General features: G+C 73.9%; 15 protein-coding genes. 9 read left to right on the forward strand and 6 right to left on the reverse strand.

Annotated elements, in window-relative coordinates:
• The first annotated feature begins 9 nt into the window (after window positions 1–9).
• From tsaB to OVA32_RS04905, 4 genes are all read left to right on the forward strand, one after another.
• A complete protein-coding gene (gene tsaB, locus OVA32_RS04890) occupies window positions 10–681 on the forward strand; it encodes a tRNA (adenosine(37)-N6)-threonylcarbamoyltransferase complex dimerization subunit type 1 TsaB (protein WP_210078938.1) in 672 nt (223 codons plus the stop codon).
• 83 nt (window positions 682–764) lie between these two features.
• Window positions 765–1,265 carry a GNAT family N-acetyltransferase gene (locus OVA32_RS04895; RefSeq protein WP_241247800.1) on the forward strand — a complete coding sequence of 167 codons (501 nt, stop codon included), beginning with the start codon at window positions 765–767 and terminating at the stop codon, window positions 1,263–1,265.
• A gap of 26 nt (window positions 1,266–1,291) precedes the next feature.
• The gene (gene tsaD, locus OVA32_RS04900; protein ID WP_061867103.1) at window positions 1,292–2,383 is read left to right on the forward strand and encodes a tRNA (adenosine(37)-N6)-threonylcarbamoyltransferase complex transferase subunit TsaD; all 1,092 of its coding nucleotides are present in this window, start codon (window positions 1,292–1,294) and stop codon (window positions 2,381–2,383) included.
• 50 nt (window positions 2,384–2,433) lie between these two features.
• Complete coding sequence (locus tag OVA32_RS04905; protein WP_210078935.1) at window positions 2,434–2,964, forward strand: hypothetical protein; 531 nt, start codon at window positions 2,434–2,436, stop codon at window positions 2,962–2,964.
• Window positions 2,965–2,972: 8 nt separating this feature from the next.
• Here OVA32_RS04905 and OVA32_RS04910 read toward each other — a convergent pair whose 3' ends face one another.
• The 5 genes from OVA32_RS04910 to OVA32_RS04930 all read right to left on the reverse strand — a co-directional run bounded on the left by OVA32_RS04910 (window position 2,973) and on the right by OVA32_RS04930 (window position 7,983).
• A complete protein-coding gene (locus OVA32_RS04910) occupies window positions 2,973–4,004 on the reverse strand; it encodes a cation diffusion facilitator family transporter (protein ID WP_210078934.1) in 1,032 nt (343 codons plus the stop codon).
• Entirely contained in the window at window positions 4,001–4,495 is a 495-nt protein-coding gene (locus tag OVA32_RS04915; protein WP_210078933.1) for an ABC transporter substrate-binding protein, read from the reverse strand. Before OVA32_RS04915 ends, OVA32_RS04910 begins: the two co-directional genes overlap by 4 nt.
• A 5-nt stretch (window positions 4,496–4,500) precedes the next feature.
• On the reverse strand, window positions 4,501–5,532 hold the full coding sequence (locus OVA32_RS04920; RefSeq protein WP_210078932.1) for an NAD-dependent epimerase/dehydratase family protein: 1,032 nt from the start codon (window positions 5,530–5,532) through the stop codon (window positions 4,501–4,503).
• On the reverse strand, window positions 5,529–6,704 hold the full coding sequence (locus tag OVA32_RS04925; protein WP_144825900.1) for an alcohol dehydrogenase catalytic domain-containing protein: 1,176 nt from the start codon (window positions 6,702–6,704) through the stop codon (window positions 5,529–5,531). The genes OVA32_RS04920 and OVA32_RS04925 overlap by 4 nt, the downstream gene beginning before the upstream one ends.
• 82 nt (window positions 6,705–6,786) lie before the next feature.
• Window positions 6,787–7,983, reverse strand: coding sequence for a glutamate--cysteine ligase (locus OVA32_RS04930; RefSeq protein WP_135019237.1), 1,197 nt, complete (start codon window positions 7,981–7,983; stop codon window positions 6,787–6,789).
• Window positions 7,984–8,052: 69 nt separating this feature from the next.
• On the opposite strand from OVA32_RS04930, the gene OVA32_RS04935 reads away from it, so the two are divergent.
• From OVA32_RS04935 to OVA32_RS04955, 5 genes are all read left to right on the forward strand, one after another.
• Entirely contained in the window at window positions 8,053–9,384 is a 1,332-nt protein-coding gene (locus tag OVA32_RS04935) for a THUMP-like domain-containing protein (RefSeq protein ID WP_210078931.1), read from the forward strand.
• A gap of 170 nt (window positions 9,385–9,554) precedes the next feature.
• Window positions 9,555–10,619, forward strand: a complete 1,065-nt coding sequence (locus OVA32_RS04940) for a siderophore ABC transporter substrate-binding protein (RefSeq protein WP_102708506.1) — start codon at window positions 9,555–9,557, stop codon at window positions 10,617–10,619.
• Window positions 10,616–11,674: an ABC transporter permease gene (locus OVA32_RS04945; protein ID WP_115165981.1), complete on the forward strand. Its 1,059-nt coding sequence runs from the start codon at window positions 10,616–10,618 to the stop codon at window positions 11,672–11,674. Before OVA32_RS04940 ends, OVA32_RS04945 begins: the two co-directional genes overlap by 4 nt.
• Window positions 11,667–12,755 (forward strand): iron chelate uptake ABC transporter family permease subunit, encoded by a 1,089-nt coding sequence (locus OVA32_RS04950; protein WP_210078930.1) that lies wholly within the window; start codon window positions 11,667–11,669, stop codon window positions 12,753–12,755. The genes OVA32_RS04945 and OVA32_RS04950 overlap by 8 nt, the downstream gene beginning before the upstream one ends.
• Window positions 12,752–13,507, forward strand: a complete 756-nt coding sequence (locus OVA32_RS04955; RefSeq protein WP_210078929.1) for an ABC transporter ATP-binding protein — start codon at window positions 12,752–12,754, stop codon at window positions 13,505–13,507. The genes OVA32_RS04950 and OVA32_RS04955 overlap by 4 nt, the downstream gene beginning before the upstream one ends.
• 205 nt (window positions 13,508–13,712) lie before the next feature.
• Here the strand turns inward: OVA32_RS04955 and OVA32_RS04960 are convergent, their stop codons facing one another.
• Window positions 13,713–14,690, reverse strand: coding sequence for a hypothetical protein (locus tag OVA32_RS04960; protein WP_210078928.1), 978 nt, complete (start codon window positions 14,688–14,690; stop codon window positions 13,713–13,715).
• Window positions 14,691–14,784: the final 94 nt, after the last annotated feature.

A 14,784-nucleotide genomic window follows, 5' to 3' on the forward strand; every position in this document is an offset into this window, starting at 1 on the left:
CTGGCGGTCATGGCCCTGCTCCTCGCGATCGACTCCTCCGCCGCCGCCTCCGTCGCCGTCCTGCGGGACGGTGAGGAGCTCGCGCGCTGGGCCACGGACGACACCCACGCCCATGCCGAGGTGCTCGCCCCCGCGGTGCAGGCCGTGCTCGGCGAGGCCGGCGTCACCGGCACCGCGCTGGACGCGCTCGCGGTCGGCGTCGGCCCCGGACCGTTCACGGGACTGCGCGCGGGCCTGGCGACGGCGGCCGCCCTCGGCCTGGCGTGGGACGTGCCCGTGCACGGGGTCCGCAGCCTCGACGCGCTCGCCCATGCGGCCGGCGTCGACGCCTTCCGCCACGGGATCGAGGAGTTCGTGGTCGCCACGGACGCCCGCCGCCGCGAGGTCTACTGGGCCCACTACGCGCAGGTCGGCGGGCAGCCGACCCTGCTGCACGGCCCCTTCGTCTCGCCGGCGGACGAGGTCACTCCGCTGCCCGTCTACGGCGCGGGGGCCGGGCTCTACCCCGAGGCGCTGCGCGCGGTGCCGGACTGGGAGACGGCCACGCCGTCCGCCGTCGGGGTGGGGCAGGTGGCCGAGCTCGCCCTGCGGCGCGGCCGCGGTCTCGTGCCGGCCGAGCCGCTCTACCTGCGCGAGTCCGACGCCAAGGTCCCCGGCCCCCGCAAGCGGGCGGGCGCGTGAGCCCGGCCGAGCCGGCCCCGACCAGTGACGGGCGCCCCGTCGAGGATGAGCACGGGCTGCCGCCCGGGTACCTTCTGCGCCCCATGACCGTGTGGGACGTCCCCGAGGTGCTCGCCCACGAGGCCACGCTCTTCCCGCTCGACGCCTGGCCCGCGCACTTCTACGAGGAGGAGCTCGCCCAGACCGGCCCCGCCGGCGGACGGGACGCGCACGGCCGCCCGCCCACCCGGGACTACCGCGTGGTCGTCCGCGACGTGGCCGCGCCCGGTTCCGCGGACGACGACGGCCCCGCCCCCGGCGAGATCGTCGGCTACGGCGGGATCATGGTGGTCGGCGACGTCGCCGACGTGCAGACCGTGGGCACCGTCGCCGCGGCGCAGGGAAGGGGGATCGGCGCGGCCCAGCTGCGCTGGATGGCCGCGGAGGCCACGGTGCGCGGCGCGAGCGCCCTCATGCTCGAGGTCCGGGCCTCCAACGCCGCCGCCCGGCGCCTCTACGTGCGCCACGGATTCGAGGAGCTGCACGTGCGCCGCCGCTACTACCCGGGCGGCGAGGACGCCGTGATCATGCGCAAGGCCCTGTGACCGGGCCGCTCACTAGACTGGAGCCCATGCCCACCGCCACCGCAGCCCCCCTCGTGCTCGGCATCGAGTCCTCCTGCGACGAGACCGGCGTCGGCGTCGTCCGCGGCACCGCCCTGCTGGCCCACGAGGTCGCCTCCTCCGTCGAGGAGCACGTGCGCTTCGGCGGCGTGATCCCGGAGATCGCCGCCCGTGCGCACCTCGAGGCCCTCGTGCCCACGATCCGCCGCGCTCTGGACGCCGCCGACGTCACCCTCGCGGACCTCGACGCGATCGCCGTCACCTCCGGTCCGGGTCTGGCGGGCGCGCTCATGGTGGGGGTCGCGGGGGCGAAGGCGCTCGCCACGGCCCTCGGCACGCCCCTCTACGGCATCAACCACCTCGTGGCGCATGTGGGCGTGGGCATGCTGGACGGCGTGCGGCCCGCGCAGTGGGACGACCTGCCCGCGGACCTGGGCGCGCTGCTCGTCTCCGGCGGGCACACCGAGATCCTGCGCGTGGGCCGGATCAGCTCCGAGGTCGAGCTGCTGGGCTCGACCATCGACGACGCGGCCGGCGAGGCGTACGACAAGGTCGCCCGGCTCATCGGGGCGGGCTACCCCGGGGGCCCCGTGATCGACCGGCTCGCCGCCGAGGGCGATCCGAGGGCCTTCCGCTTCCCGCGCGGGCTCACCGCGGGCAAGTTCGTCGGCAGCGTCGAGGAGCCCGGCCCGCACCGGCACGACTGGTCCTTCTCCGGGCTGAAGACCGCCGTCTCCCGCGCCGTGGAGCAGTTCGAGGCCCGCGGGCTCGAGGTGCCGCGCGCGGACATCGCCGCCTCCTTCCAGGAGGCCGTCGCGGACGTGATCACCGCCAAGGCCGTCCGCGCCTGCCGCGAGCACGGGCTCACCCACCTGATGCTCGGCGGCGGCGTCGCGGCGAACTCGCGCCTGCGCGCCCTGCTCGCCGACCGGTGCCGCTCCGCGGGCATCGAGCTGACCGTCCCGCCCGTGGACCTGTGCACCGACAACGGGGCGATGGTCGCCGCGCTCGGCGCACGCCTGGTGCGCGACGGCGTCGCCCCCTCCGACGCGTGGTTCGGCGCGGACCCGGGGCAGCCGGTCGAGGTCGTCAGCGTCTGAGCGCGCCCGGCCCCTTGCCGCCACGCCCGCACGTTTCGTACACAGGGCCCATGACCGGCCATGAGCACCCCCGCCCCGAGTCCACCTCCGCCGCCGTGGACGAGCAGATGCTGGAGGACTTCCTCAATCAGCACCTGCTCGGCTCCCGCTCCGGTGTGAAGGCGTTCCGCGCCGCCGAGCAGACCTGGGCCGGCACCCCGCAGGAGGCCGCGCTGCGCCGCCTCGGCGACGCCGTCCAGGACGACCAGGACCGCCTCGAGGCGCTCATCGGCGAACTGGGCCTCCGCACCCCGCTGGTGGACCGGGCCGCCGGCGCGGCGGCCGAGGTCGGCGGACGTCTCAACCCCGTGAACGCGCTGCGCACGCGCGGCTCCGGCTGGACGCAGATCGAACTGGACCTGCTGCAGGGCATGCTCCAGGCCAAGTCCGCGATGTGGCACGTCCTCGAACAGCTCGCGCCGCACCTGCCGGCGGTCGACGCCGCCGAGATGCACGCTCTGCGCCAGAGGGCCGCCGACCAGCAGCGCGAGATCCAGCGCATCACCTCCGCCACCCTCGAGGGACGGTTCCTGGCCGGCTGAGGCCCGGGCTACTCCTCGCCCGTCTGATGCTCCCCGGACCGGCCGCCGTGCACCTCGGCGGGCAGCTCGTCCACCGGGGCGACGACGACGTCCTGCAGCTTCCAGTCCAGGGCGGTGATCGCGTCCCGCAGCGCGCAGCAGCGGGCCACCGTCACGTCCGCCCTCTCGTGCGGCACCACGAACATCTCCACGTGGAACACGTGGCCCTCGTCCCGGACGCGGGCGCCCGCGTGGCGCACCCACGGCTCCGCCCAGGCGACCCGCTCGGCACGGTCGATGAGCGGGTGCGGCCGGGCGCCGTCGATCGTGGCGGCGCGGCGGTCCGCCAGGTTCGTGACGGCCTCCTTCAGGTTCTTCCAGCCGTCCAGCACGATGCTCACGCCCACGAAGATCGCCGCAGCGGAGTCCGCCCACCACCAGCCCAGGCCGATGCCGGCCACGCCGACGATGGTGGCCACGCCCGTCTGCCAGTCCGCCTTGTTCATGTCTGCGTCCGCGTACAGCACGCGGTCGTGGAGTTGCTCGGCCAGTTTGAGCTTCTTGTGGCCGAGGATCATGGGCCCGGGCACGGACAGGGCCATCACGGCCATCATGAACCAGCCCTGCCACACGGTGTGCCCGAACAGGTGGAACGTGCCGATGGGCGGGTGCTCCGCCGTCACCAGGCCCAGGATGGAGTCGCCGACGAGGACCACGCCCATCACGGACAGGGCGACGGCGGCCACGAGGTGCCCCACCCCGACGGACCGGTGAGAGCCGTAGGGCCGGGCCCGCGTCGGGGCCATGCGGGCCACGCGCAGGGCGACGAGGAACGCGATCGGCGGGATCAGGGACAGCAGGTCCTCGATCCACGCGGCCCGCATGGCCTGCGAGGAGCCCATCACGACCGCCACGAGGACGATCGTGACCACGATCACCCCCAGCGTCGCCCATTCGAGCCGCTTAGCCTGCCGGACCACGCGCTCGATCTCCGGGGGTAGCTCCGTGGTGCCGAACCGGTGCCCGCTCGGCCCCTTCTCCCGGGTGTCCCGCCGCGTCATCGGGCGGCCTCCGCTGCGCGCTGGTCGAAGTACGCCTCGAGTGCCGTGAGCATCTGATTCTCACCCAGGGGCACGGCCATCACGAGCTTCACCGGCTCGCCGTCCGGGCCCTGCGCCTCGGCGTAGTCACGGGTGATGCTCGCGTGCGACGTCCACGGGGACGCCGAGGTCAGGCCGCCGGCCACCAGGTCCATGTCGCCCTTCTCCAGCGCGGTCATGAGCGCCTCCTCCCCGGCCACGGTCCACTCGACGCGTGCGTCGTGCGCCGCCGCGAAGCCGCGGATCAGGTCGGGCTCGGGACCGACGGGCTCGGCGCCCGAGGCGTCCACGTGGGGCGGGTGGTGCACGACGCCGGCGCGCAGCACCCCACCCGTGACACGGTCCAGGGTGCCGTCCGGGTCGGCGGGATAGCCGGAGGAGGTGCAGGCGGTGAACCCGAGGGCGGCACCCCCGAGCAGGCCCGTCAGGGCGGCCCGGCGGGTGATGGTCATCGTCCTCATTCCGTGGGCGAGTGCGAGCGGTGCCCGGCGTTGCCGAGGCCTTCGGCGCCGTCGAGATGGTCGAGCACGAGGCGGACCGCCTCCCGGGCGTCGGTGGTCTCGGACCAGCCGGTCGCGGCGCGCAGGGCCGTGGTGTCCATGATGGGGACCGCCGCCGCCATGTCCACCCACCCCGGGTCGGTGGGCTGCAGCCGTGCCCGGTAGGTCAGCGCCGCGGCCGCTCGGAACAGGCCCACGGGCAGCTCCAGGATGCGGCGCGCCCCGAGGACGGTGCCCAGGGTGTGCGCGTCCAGCACGGGGTCGGCGGCCACATTGAAGGCCCCGCCCGCCCGATGGGCGATCACGCGCCAGTACGCGTCCGCCACGTCTTGAGCCGTGAGCGCCTGGAATCGCAGGCCCCGGGGGAACGGGAGCACCGGAGTGCGCAGGCGCGCGACCAGCCGGGCGGGGACGAGGTCGCCCAGGAAGTAGTCCTTGATCTCGGGCCCGGCGGAGGACTGGAAGATCAGCCCGGGGCGCAGCCGGGTCACGAGGAGCTCGGGGTGCTCGGCCTGCACCCGGTCGAGGATCGACTCGACCTCGGCCTTCTGCGCGGCGTAGTGCGAGGTGGGGACCCCGGTGGTGGGGTGGGACTCGGCCACGGCGCGACCCTTCGGCCCGGGACCGTACGCGCCCACCGAGGACGCGTAGACCAGGTGGGGCACGCCCGCCTCGGCCACGGCCCGGAACACCCGCTCGTTGCCGGCCACGTTGACGGCGCGCAGGTGGTCGCGGTCGCGGTTGGGGCGGATCACCCACACCAGGTCGACGACGGCGTCCGCGCCGGCCACGATCTCGCGCAGCCGCCCCGCCGCCGTGGGCTCCGCCACGTCCAGGCGGTGCCACTCGACGCCGTCGTAGGGCGCTCCGGCCCGGTCCGGGCCGCGCCGGCTCACGCCCACGATCGAGCTCACCTCGTCTGCGGCCTGGAGGCGGTGCAGGACAGCGGTGCCGACGTTGCCCGTCGCGCCCAGGACGACGATCCTCACGGCTTCAGTACCACCTTGACGCAGCCGTCCTCCTTCTTCTGGAACGTCTCATAGAGGGCGGGCGCGTCCTCGAGCGGGGCGGTGTGCGTGGTCAGGTCGAGCACGCCGAGGGGGTCGGACGGGTCGTCGAGCAGGGGCAGCAGGTCGTCCACCCAGCGACGGACGTTGCACTGGCCCATCGTCAGGGTGACCTGCTTGTCGAACAGGGTGAGCATCGGCATCGGGTCCTTCATGCCGCCGTAGACCCCGGAGAGCGACACCGTGCCGCCGCGCCGGACCGCGTCGATCGCGGTGTGGAGGGCGCTCAGGCGGTCGACGCCGGCGGTCTTCATGGCCGCCCGGCCGAGCGCGTCGGGCAGCAGGCCCACGGCGGTGTGGGCCGCATGCCCCGCCGGGGAGGCGTGCGCCTCCATGCCGACCGCGTCCACGACCCCGTCGGGGCCGCGGCCGCCGGTGCGCTCGCGGAGCACCTCGGCCTCGCCGCCGTCGGCGTCCAGGACCTCGATGCCGTGCCGGGCCGCCATCGCGCGGCGCTCGGGGACCGGGTCGACGCCGATCACCCGGTACCCCAGGTGCACGCCGATGCGTGCCGCCAGCTGGCCGATGGGGCCGAGGCCGAGCACCGCGAGCGTGCCGCCGTCGGGGACGTTCGCGTACTGGACCCCCTGCCAGGCGGTGGGGACGACGTCCGAGAGGAACAGCCACTGCTCATCCGGGCCGGTGTGCGGCACCTTCACGGGGCCGTAGTCCGCGTGGGGCACGCGCAGCAGCTCGGCCTGTCCGCCGGGGACGGAGCCGTAGAGCCGGGAGTAGCCGAAGAGCGCGGCGCCGGAGCCCTGCTCCCGCACCTGGGTGGTCTCGCACTGGGACTGCAGCCCGCGCTGACACATCCAGCACCGCCCGCAGGAGATGGTGAAGGGCACGACCACCCGGTCACCGGGCCGGATGTGGGTGACCTCGGACCCGACCTCGCGGACGATGCCCATCGGCTCGTGGCCGATCACGTCTCCCGCGTCCATGAACGGCCCCAGGACCTCGTACAGATGCAGGTCCGACCCGCAGATGCCGGTCGAGGTGACCTCGATGATCGCGTCCGTCGGCTCCTGGATCCGAGGATCCGGGACGTCCTCGACGGTGACGTTGCGCTTTCCCTGCCATGTGAGTGCTCGCATGGTGGGACCGTAGCCGCGCCGGGCGGGCCGGCGGAAGCGTGCAGGCGCGGCGGGGCGGCAACCTCGCCGGGGGAGCGGCCGCTCAGCCGGTGCGGCCGTCCAGCGACGCGCGGGTGCGGGCGGCGGCGTCCAGCACGACCGCGCGCAACGGGGCCACCGCGTCATCCGTGTCCTCACCCGCGGCCGGCGGGCCGGCCAGGGCCTGTGCCTCCACGCGACGCTGACGCGCGGCGCCACCGTCGTCGATCATCGCCTGGACGCCGGCGAGCTCCGCCGCGCAGCCCAGCCGCTCGGCGACCGGGGTCAGTCGCTCGATCTCCGCCGGCAGGTGCTCCGCCAGCGGGACCTGGGTGCCCCGGGCGTCCACGATCACGGTGGCGTCCATGCCGTACCGGGCGGCGCGCCACTTGTTCTCCTGCACGTGCCACGGCGGCAGGACCTCGACCGTCTCACCGCGCTCCAGGCTCGCGGACAGGTCGTCCACGAGGCACTGCGTGTAGGCGGTCACGGCGGCGATCTCCTCGAGCGTGGCCAGGCCGTCGCACGCGCGCATCTCCACCGTGCCCAGGCGGGGCACGGCTCGCACGTCCCAGCGGCACTCGGTGACGTCCGCGATCATGCCCACCTGCTCCATCTGGGCCACGCAGCGCTCGAAGTCCTCCCACTCCTGGAACTGGAACGGCAGGCCGGCCGTGGGCAGCTGCTGGAACAGGAGGGTGCGCTGGGACTGGTAGCCCGTGTCCGTGCCCGCCCAGAAGGGGGAGGAGGCCGAGAGTGCGAGCAGGTGCGGCACTCGGTTGACCAGGCCGTTCACCACCGGCATGGCCTTGGAGACGTCGTCCAGGCCCACGTGCACGTGCACGCCGAAGATCAGCAGCTGCCGACCCCAGTACTGGGTGAGATCCAGCATGCGATCGTAGCGCTCACTGGGCGTCGAGGGCTGCGCGATCGCGTCCGCGAACGGGTGCGTGCCCTGGCAGAACAGGGAGATGCCCCGCGCAGCCGCGGCGTCGGCCACACGCGCGGCGATCCGGCCGAGGTCCGCCGTCGCGGCGTCGACGCGCTCGTGCACACCCGTGACGAGCTCCACCGTGTTCTGCAGGAGCTCGCTGGTCATGTGCGGGTTCACGTCGTCCTCGGCGAGGCCCTCGGTCACATGCAGGGCGCGCAGCAGGTCCGGGGCCTCGGAGCGCAGCTCGCCGGACACGGCGTCCACGAGCGCGAGCTCCCACTCGATTCCGAGAGTGGACTGCGCGGAGTCGGCGAAGGGCAGAGTCATGCCGCCCATCCTAGAAGCCCCTGCCGGGTCTGCGCCCGGTGTCCACGCTTCGGACCTAGGGTGGGGCGCATGGCCCGTCCCCGCCCCGCCTCCCGCCCGCCGCGCCCCACGGCCGCCGCCTCGGAGGCGGACGCCACCGCCCTGGCCCCCGTCCTCGAGCCGGAGGGCCGCGCGCTGCTCGACTCCCTCGCCGGGTACCGCGAGGCCGACGCGCTCGCGGTCTCCTCCCGCCTGCGTGCGGCCGGGCATCCTCCCGAGCGCGTGGCCGCCGCGCTGACCCAGGCCGTGCTGCGGTCCCGAGCGGAGGCCCGCCTCGGGCCGGAGGCGCGCCGGATGCTGTTCACCCGCGACGGCCTGGAGCAGGCCACCCGCCCGCTGGTCGCGGGCCTGCACGCGGACCGGCTGGCGGCCGCGGGGGCCCGGCGCGTCGCCGACCTGGGCTGCGGTCTCGGCCTGGACGCGCGCGCCTTCGCCGACCGGGGCCTGGACGTCGTGGCGGTGGAGCGGGACGCCGTCGTCGCCGCGGCCGCCGAGGTGAACCTGGCCGGCCACCGCGGTGCGCGTGTGGTGCACGGCGACGCCGTGGACTGGGCCCGTGCCCACGTGCCCGGTGACGCGGACGCGGTGTGGCTGGACCCCGCCCGCCGTCAGGTCGGCGGGGGCGGGTCCGCGCGCGTGTTCGACCCCGAGGCGTTCTCCCCGCCCCTGAGCGTCGTGACGGACATCGCCGCGACGGGCGTGCCGGTCGGGGTCAAGCTCGGCCCGGGGCTTCCGCACGAGGCCGTGCCGGCGGGCGCCGAGGCCGAGTGGGTGAGCGTCGACGGCGACGTCGTGGAGGCCGCCCTCTGGTTCAACGCGGCGGCCCGCCCCGGGGTGCGGCGGGCGGCGCGCGTCATGACCGTCCGGGGCGGGAAGACGACGACGGCGCAGCTCGTCTCCGGCGCGGACTTCGGCGACTCGCCCGAGGTCGAGGCCGTGGGGGAGGAGGGCATGGCAGGGCTCGTCGGCGCGGTCCTGCACGAGCCGGACGGCGCCGTCATCCGGGCCGGCCTCGTGACGGACCTGGCCGCGTCCTGGCCCGTGCCGACGCGGCAGCTGGACCCCCACCTGGCCTACCTCGTCGCGCCCGAGCCGGTGCGGGACGGCCTGGCCCGCGCCCATCGGATCGAGGCGGTGCGCGGCTTCCACCTGGCCTCCCTGCGGCGCTGGGCGAAGGAGACCGGGGTGGGCCGGCTGGACGTGAAGAAGCGGGGCATCCGCGAGACGCCCGAGGAGGTCCGTCGCGCCGTCCTCGGCGGGACGAAGCCGGGCCGGCGTGGCGGGGCCGGACGGCACGCCACCCTCGTGCTGGCGCGCGTGGGTCGGTCGCGGTTCGCCCTCGAGGTGACGCCGTTGGACTGACGGGGCTCGAGGCCGCGGGCCCCGGGCGGCGGGAGCCGTCGAACCCCCGTTGGGGGATTACGGCACCCTCGTGTACGGTATTCGACTGAGGCAAGGCTCACCTCCACGGGAGCGCGCCCACCACCCCGACTGCTCATCCCGGGGCAGCCCCGCCGCCCAGAAGGAGAACCATGCCGCGTTCCGTCAGCGCCCCCCGCCTCGCCCGTCTCGCCCTGACCTCGGTGGCGGCCCTCGCCCTCGTCGGCTGCTCCGCCGGCGGCGCGGCCACGGGCTCGTCCTCCGCGAGCGCCTCCGGCGAGTCCTCGGCCTCCGCGAGCGCCGCCGGCGGCTCCTCGGCCGCCTCGGGCGGCATCGCGGCCGGGGTCACCGTCACCGACATGTCCGGCGCCGAGGTCACCCTGCCGGAGGAGGTCGACTCCGTCATCGCCACGGACAACCGCACCTTCCGCACGCTGGACGACTGGGGCGTCGAGCTGTCGGCCGCGCCGAAGCAGATCATGTACAAGGGCGAGGGCGGGCCCTCCTACCTCCAGGACGACTCGGTCGCCGACATCGGCAACCACCGGGAGCCGGACATGGAGCTGTTCGTCACCGCCGAGCCGGACGTCGTGTTCAACGGCCAGCGGTTCAACGAGCGCAAGGCCGAGATCGACGAGCTGACCGGCGACGCCGCCGTCGTGGACACGGACTTCGACGTCACGCAGACCCCCATGGACGAGGGCCTGAAGGAGCTGACCACCCTGCTGGGCGAGGCCACCGGCCACGAGGCCGATGCCGAGAAGCTCATCGCCGACTTCGACGCCGCCACCCAGCGCGCCAAGGACGCCTACGACCCCGAGCAGACCGTCATGGGCCTCATCGCCTCGGGCGGCGAACTGTCGTACGTCGCGCCCAGCACCGGTCGCGCCATCGGCCCGTTCTTCGACATGCTGGAGCTGACCCCGGCCCTCGAGCAGTCGGGCACCGACAACCACCAGGGCGACGACATCTCCGTCGAGGCCATCGCGAAGTCGAACCCGGACTGGCTGATCGTCATGGACCGCGACGCCGCCATCGGCGAGGAGAACGCCACCGCCGCCGAGCTGATCGAGCGCTCCGAGGCCCTCCAGGACGTGACCGCGGTGAAGGAGGGCAACATCGTCTACCTGCCCGCCGACTTCTACGTCGCCGAGGACATCCAGAACCACACCACCGTCATGGAGGACCTCGCGAAGGCCTTCGAAGGCGCGCAGTGACTCTCGACGTGCGTCACCACGTCGCCGACGCCCCGCCCCGGCTCGAGGAGCCGGGGCGGGGCGACCGCGTGTGCTGGGTCCCGCCCGCCGTCCTGCGGCCCGAGCGCACCCGCTGGCAGCGCACCTGGCCGCTGCTGGTCGGCGTCGTGGTGACCGCGGCCCTCGTCGTCGTCTCACTGTTCGTGGGCGTGTACGACGTCGGCGCGGAGGGCGGACGCGAGATGTTCGCCATCACGCGCGTGCCGCGCACGGTCGCCCTCGTGCTGGCCGGCGCCTCGATGGCGATGTGCGGGCTGATCATGCAGCTCATGACGCAGAACCGCTTCGTGGAGCCCAGCACCACGGGCACCACCGAGTGGGCCGGCCTCGGCCTGCTGGTGACCATGGTGCTCGTGCCGGGGGCGGGCCTGGTGACCCGGATGGTCGGGGCCATCCTCTTCGCCTTCGTCGGCACCCTCGTGTTCTTCCTCTTCCTGCGGCGTGTGCGCCTGCAGTCCTCCCTCATCGTGCCGATCGTGGGCATCATGCTCGGCGCCGTCGTGGGCGCCGCGTCGACGTTCCTCGCCCTCCAGACGGACATGCTGCAGCAGGTGGGCGCGTGGTTCGCGGGCTCGTTCACCTCCGTGGTCCGCGGCCGGTACGAGCTGCTCTTCCTCGTGCTGATCGTGTGCGTGGCGGTCTTCGTCATCGCGGACCGCTTCACCGTGGCCGGCCTCGGCAAGGACGTCGCCACGAACGTCGGCCTCAACTACGACGCCGTGATCCTCACCGGCGTGGCCATGGTGGCCGTGGCCACCGGCGTGGTCACCGTGGTGATCGGGGCCCTCCCGTTCCTGGGGCTCGTGGTCCCCAACCTCGTGTCCATGGTGCGCGGCGACAACCTGCGGACGAACCTGCCCTGGGTGGTCATGGTCGGCGTGTGGATCGTGATCGTCTGCGACCTGATCGGGCGCACCGTGATCGCCCCGTTCGAGGTGCCCATCTCGCTGATCCTGGGCCTCGTGGGCGCGATCGTGTTCCTCGCCCTGCTGCTGAGGCAGGCCAAGCATGGTTGAGCCGCTCGCGACCGCCCCGGGTCGCATCCCCGCCCCGCCCGGCGGCGCCACCGCGGCCGGGTCCGTCGACGCCGACGCCCCGCGCCGGTCCGGGGCGTTCGTCACCGCCGCCGACCGCCGGAGGTATGCGGTCGTCGTCGCGGTGCTGGCCGTCGTCGCCGTGCTCTCCACCGCCGGGGTCCTGCTCTGGGGCAACGAGGCCGAACCCGGTTCGCGCGCGTTCTGGATGATCGCGCGGATGCGCGTGGAGTCCCTGGGCGTGATCGGCATCGTGGCGCTGTGCCACTCCTTCGCGACCGTCAGCTTCCACACGGTGACGGGCAACCGCATCATCACGCCCTCGATCATGGGGTTCGAGGCGCTCTACACGGCCGTGTCGACCGCCGCCGTGTACGTGCTGGGGGCCGCGGGCGTCGCGGTGCTGACCGGGGTGGGGCCGTTCCTCGCCCAGGCCGCGCTCATGGTGGCGCTGGCGACGGCCCTGTACTCGTGGCTGCTCTCCCGGCCCTACGGCAGCGTCCATCTGATGCTGCTCGTGGGCGTGGTGCTGGGCGGCGGGCTGGCCGCGCTGAGCACGTTCATGCACCGACTGCTGGACCCGAACTCGTTCGACCTGCTGAGCGCGCGGCTCTTCGGCAACATCTCGAACGCCCGGACCGAGTACGTGGCGATCGCCGCGCCCATCGCCGTCGTCGTGTGCGCGCTGCTGTGGCTGCGCTCCCGCCGCCTGAACACGGTGGCGCTCGGCGCCGACGCCGCGACCAACCTGGGCCTGCACCACCGGCGCGAGCTCATGGTGACGCTGCTGCTGGTCTCCGTGCTGATGGCCATGACCACCGCGCTCGTGGGCCCGATGACGTTCCTCGGGTTCCTCGTGGCGACGCTGGCGTACAGCCTCGTCGACACCCACGACCACCGGTTCATCCTCCCGGTGGCGGCGCTGGCCGGGTACGCGGTGCTCACGAGCGCCTACTTCGTGCTGCGGCACGTGTTCTACGCGGGGGGTGCGGTCACGGTGGTCATCGAGCTGATCGGCGGCATCACCTTCCTGGTCGTCGTGATGAGAAAGGGACGTCTGTGATCGAGCTGCGCGGCGTGGTGAAGCGCCACAGCGACGAGGTGTGCATCGGGCCCGTGGACCTGGACATCCAGGCCGGGGGAGTGACCGCGCTCGTGGGGCCCAACGGAGCGGGCAAGTCCACGCTGCTGACGATGATCGGCCGGCTGCAGGACGCCGACGCCGGGACGATCGCCGTGGGCGGGCACGACATCACCACGACGCCGTCCCGGAAGATCGCGCAGACCCTGTCCATCCTGCGGCAGGAGAACCACTTCGTGACGCGGCTGACCGTGCGACAGCTCGTGGGGTTCGGGCGCTACCCGTACACGTGCGGCCGGCTGACCCTGGAGGACGAGCGGCACGTGTCCGACGCGATCGACTTCCTCAACCTCGGCCCGTTCGAGAACCGCTACCTCGACCAGCTCTCGGGCGGCCAGCGGCAGCGCGCGTACGTGGCGATGGTGCTGGCGCAGAACACCGAGTACGTGCTGCTGGACGAGCCGCTGAACAACCTGGACATGCAGCACTCGGTGCAGATGATGCAGCAGCTGCGTCGGGCCGCCGACGAGCTGGGCCGGACCGTGGTGATCGTGCTGCACGACATCAACTTCGCCGCCCACTACGCCGACCGGATCGTGGCCATGGGCGACGGCCAGGTGGTGGAGACCGGCACCCCGGCCGAGATCCTGTGCCCTGAGGTGCTGGAGCGGATCTTCAAGACCCCCTGCAGCGTGGTGGACGGACCGCACGGGCCGCTGGCCGTGTACTACTGAGCGGGGCGACGGTGAGGCCGGCCCGGGTCGGTCCGGGCGGGGGTCGGGTGCCCGGCCGACGCGAGCGTTCCGTGGGCAGAACCCGCCGGGTCTCGCCTTCCGGGGGCAGGACCCGCGTGTTTCCAGGTTCCGTGGGCAGAAGCACCCTCGCTTCTGCCCACGGAACCCCTGCGCATGGACGGCAGGGCCATACGCGACGACGACGTCAGGCATCCCAGCCGTTCGAGACCTGTGCCCGTCGTCTGAGGACGGCCTCGATCACCCGCGCATATCCCTCGCCGACGTCCCGGCCCGTGACGTGCAGGGTCATCTGCCCACGCTCCGCGTAGTACTGGTCTCGCCGGGCGTCCCGGGCGTGTTGCTCGGCACTCCGGTGCACCTCGCCGTCGTACTGGAGGACGAGCCGGCAGTCCTCGAACCACAGATCGGCCTCGGGGGCGTCCCGCCGCCCGGGGTCGAACACGTGCTGCAGCGTCGGCTCGCCCAGCCCCGCCTCGACGAGCGCCAGCCTCAGCCGGGTCTCCTGCGGCGAGTCGGCACCCACCCGTACGCGCTCGAGCGCCGCCGTCGCCCGCGGTCTTCCGACGAACCGCCCGAGCGGCCGCATCTCCTCGTGCAGCGCGGTGACCGTGGTGATGGGAGGCCGCCGGCCGCGCGGGGACCAGGGGTGACGGACCAGGTGGTCACCCGCCGACACGAGGGATGCCTCGTCCCAGGGGTGGCCGATCGAGCACAGATCGAGCCAGGTCCGTTCCGGCGTCGTCACCCGTAGCCCGAGCACGGAGGTGACGTGGCCGGCGGGCAGGGGTCTGCGGTGCTCCATGACGCCGGGGATCCGCGCCCGTGCGGTGCCGCGGTGCAACGTGATCTCGACGGCGGCGCGTCGCGTGGCCCCGCCCGGGGGAAGCGGGAGGCCGTGGAGGTGCGCCGCCGTCTCGTGGGAGAGAACGGCGTCGGGACGGGACCGCAGGAGGGCGGTCAGCAGGTCGAGGCCGACCCCGTGGTGCGGCGGCGGGAGCCCGGCCGACTCCCAGGTGCGCAGCGGCATGTCACGGCGACGGTGGATGCCGCGGGCGAGGCGGAGGACGTCGGACCGCCGCACCCGGCTGGGCGGCAGACCGCGTTCGAGCACGTCGCGGGTGGTGAAGACGGGGACGAGGGGGAGATCGGGGGCGAAGGACATGGGTCGACCTTGACGCGGTCGGCCCGACGGCGGCCGGGCGGGCCGCGTGTCTGTGCACACCGGCGCGGGGTGGGCCGGCTGTGCAGGACTCGGC

It is taken from the genome of Micrococcus sp. SL257 (assembly GCF_026625585.1).
Classification (GTDB): domain Bacteria; phylum Actinomycetota; class Actinomycetes; order Actinomycetales; family Micrococcaceae; genus Micrococcus; species Micrococcus luteus.

Excerpts from the sequence above, each read along its gene's own strand:
- tsaB (WP_210078938.1), top strand. The coding sequence starts at position 10 with ATGGCCCTGCTCCTCGCGATCGACTCCTCCGCCGCCGCCTCCGTCGCC.
- OVA32_RS04895 (WP_241247800.1), top strand. The coding sequence starts at position 765 with ATGACCGTGTGGGACGTCCCCGAGGTGCTCGCCCACGAGGCCACGCTC.
- tsaD (WP_061867103.1), top strand. The coding sequence starts at position 1,292 with ATGCCCACCGCCACCGCAGCCCCCCTCGTGCTCGGCATCGAGTCCTCC.
- OVA32_RS04905 (WP_210078935.1), top strand. The coding sequence starts at position 2,434 with ATGACCGGCCATGAGCACCCCCGCCCCGAGTCCACCTCCGCCGCCGTG.
- OVA32_RS04910 (WP_210078934.1), bottom strand. The coding sequence starts at position 4,004 with ATGACGCGGCGGGACACCCGGGAGAAGGGGCCGAGCGGGCACCGGTTC.
- OVA32_RS04915 (WP_210078933.1), bottom strand. The coding sequence starts at position 4,495 with ATGACCATCACCCGCCGGGCCGCCCTGACGGGCCTGCTCGGGGGTGCC.
- OVA32_RS04925 (WP_144825900.1), bottom strand. The coding sequence starts at position 6,704 with ATGCGAGCACTCACATGGCAGGGAAAGCGCAACGTCACCGTCGAGGAC.
- OVA32_RS04930 (WP_135019237.1), bottom strand. The coding sequence starts at position 7,983 with ATGACTCTGCCCTTCGCCGACTCCGCGCAGTCCACTCTCGGAATCGAG.
- OVA32_RS04935 (WP_210078931.1), top strand. The coding sequence starts at position 8,053 with ATGGCCCGTCCCCGCCCCGCCTCCCGCCCGCCGCGCCCCACGGCCGCC.
- OVA32_RS04940 (WP_102708506.1), top strand. The coding sequence starts at position 9,555 with ATGCCGCGTTCCGTCAGCGCCCCCCGCCTCGCCCGTCTCGCCCTGACC.
- OVA32_RS04950 (WP_210078930.1), top strand. The coding sequence starts at position 11,667 with ATGGTTGAGCCGCTCGCGACCGCCCCGGGTCGCATCCCCGCCCCGCCC.
- OVA32_RS04960 (WP_210078928.1), bottom strand. The coding sequence starts at position 14,690 with ATGTCCTTCGCCCCCGATCTCCCCCTCGTCCCCGTCTTCACCACCCGC.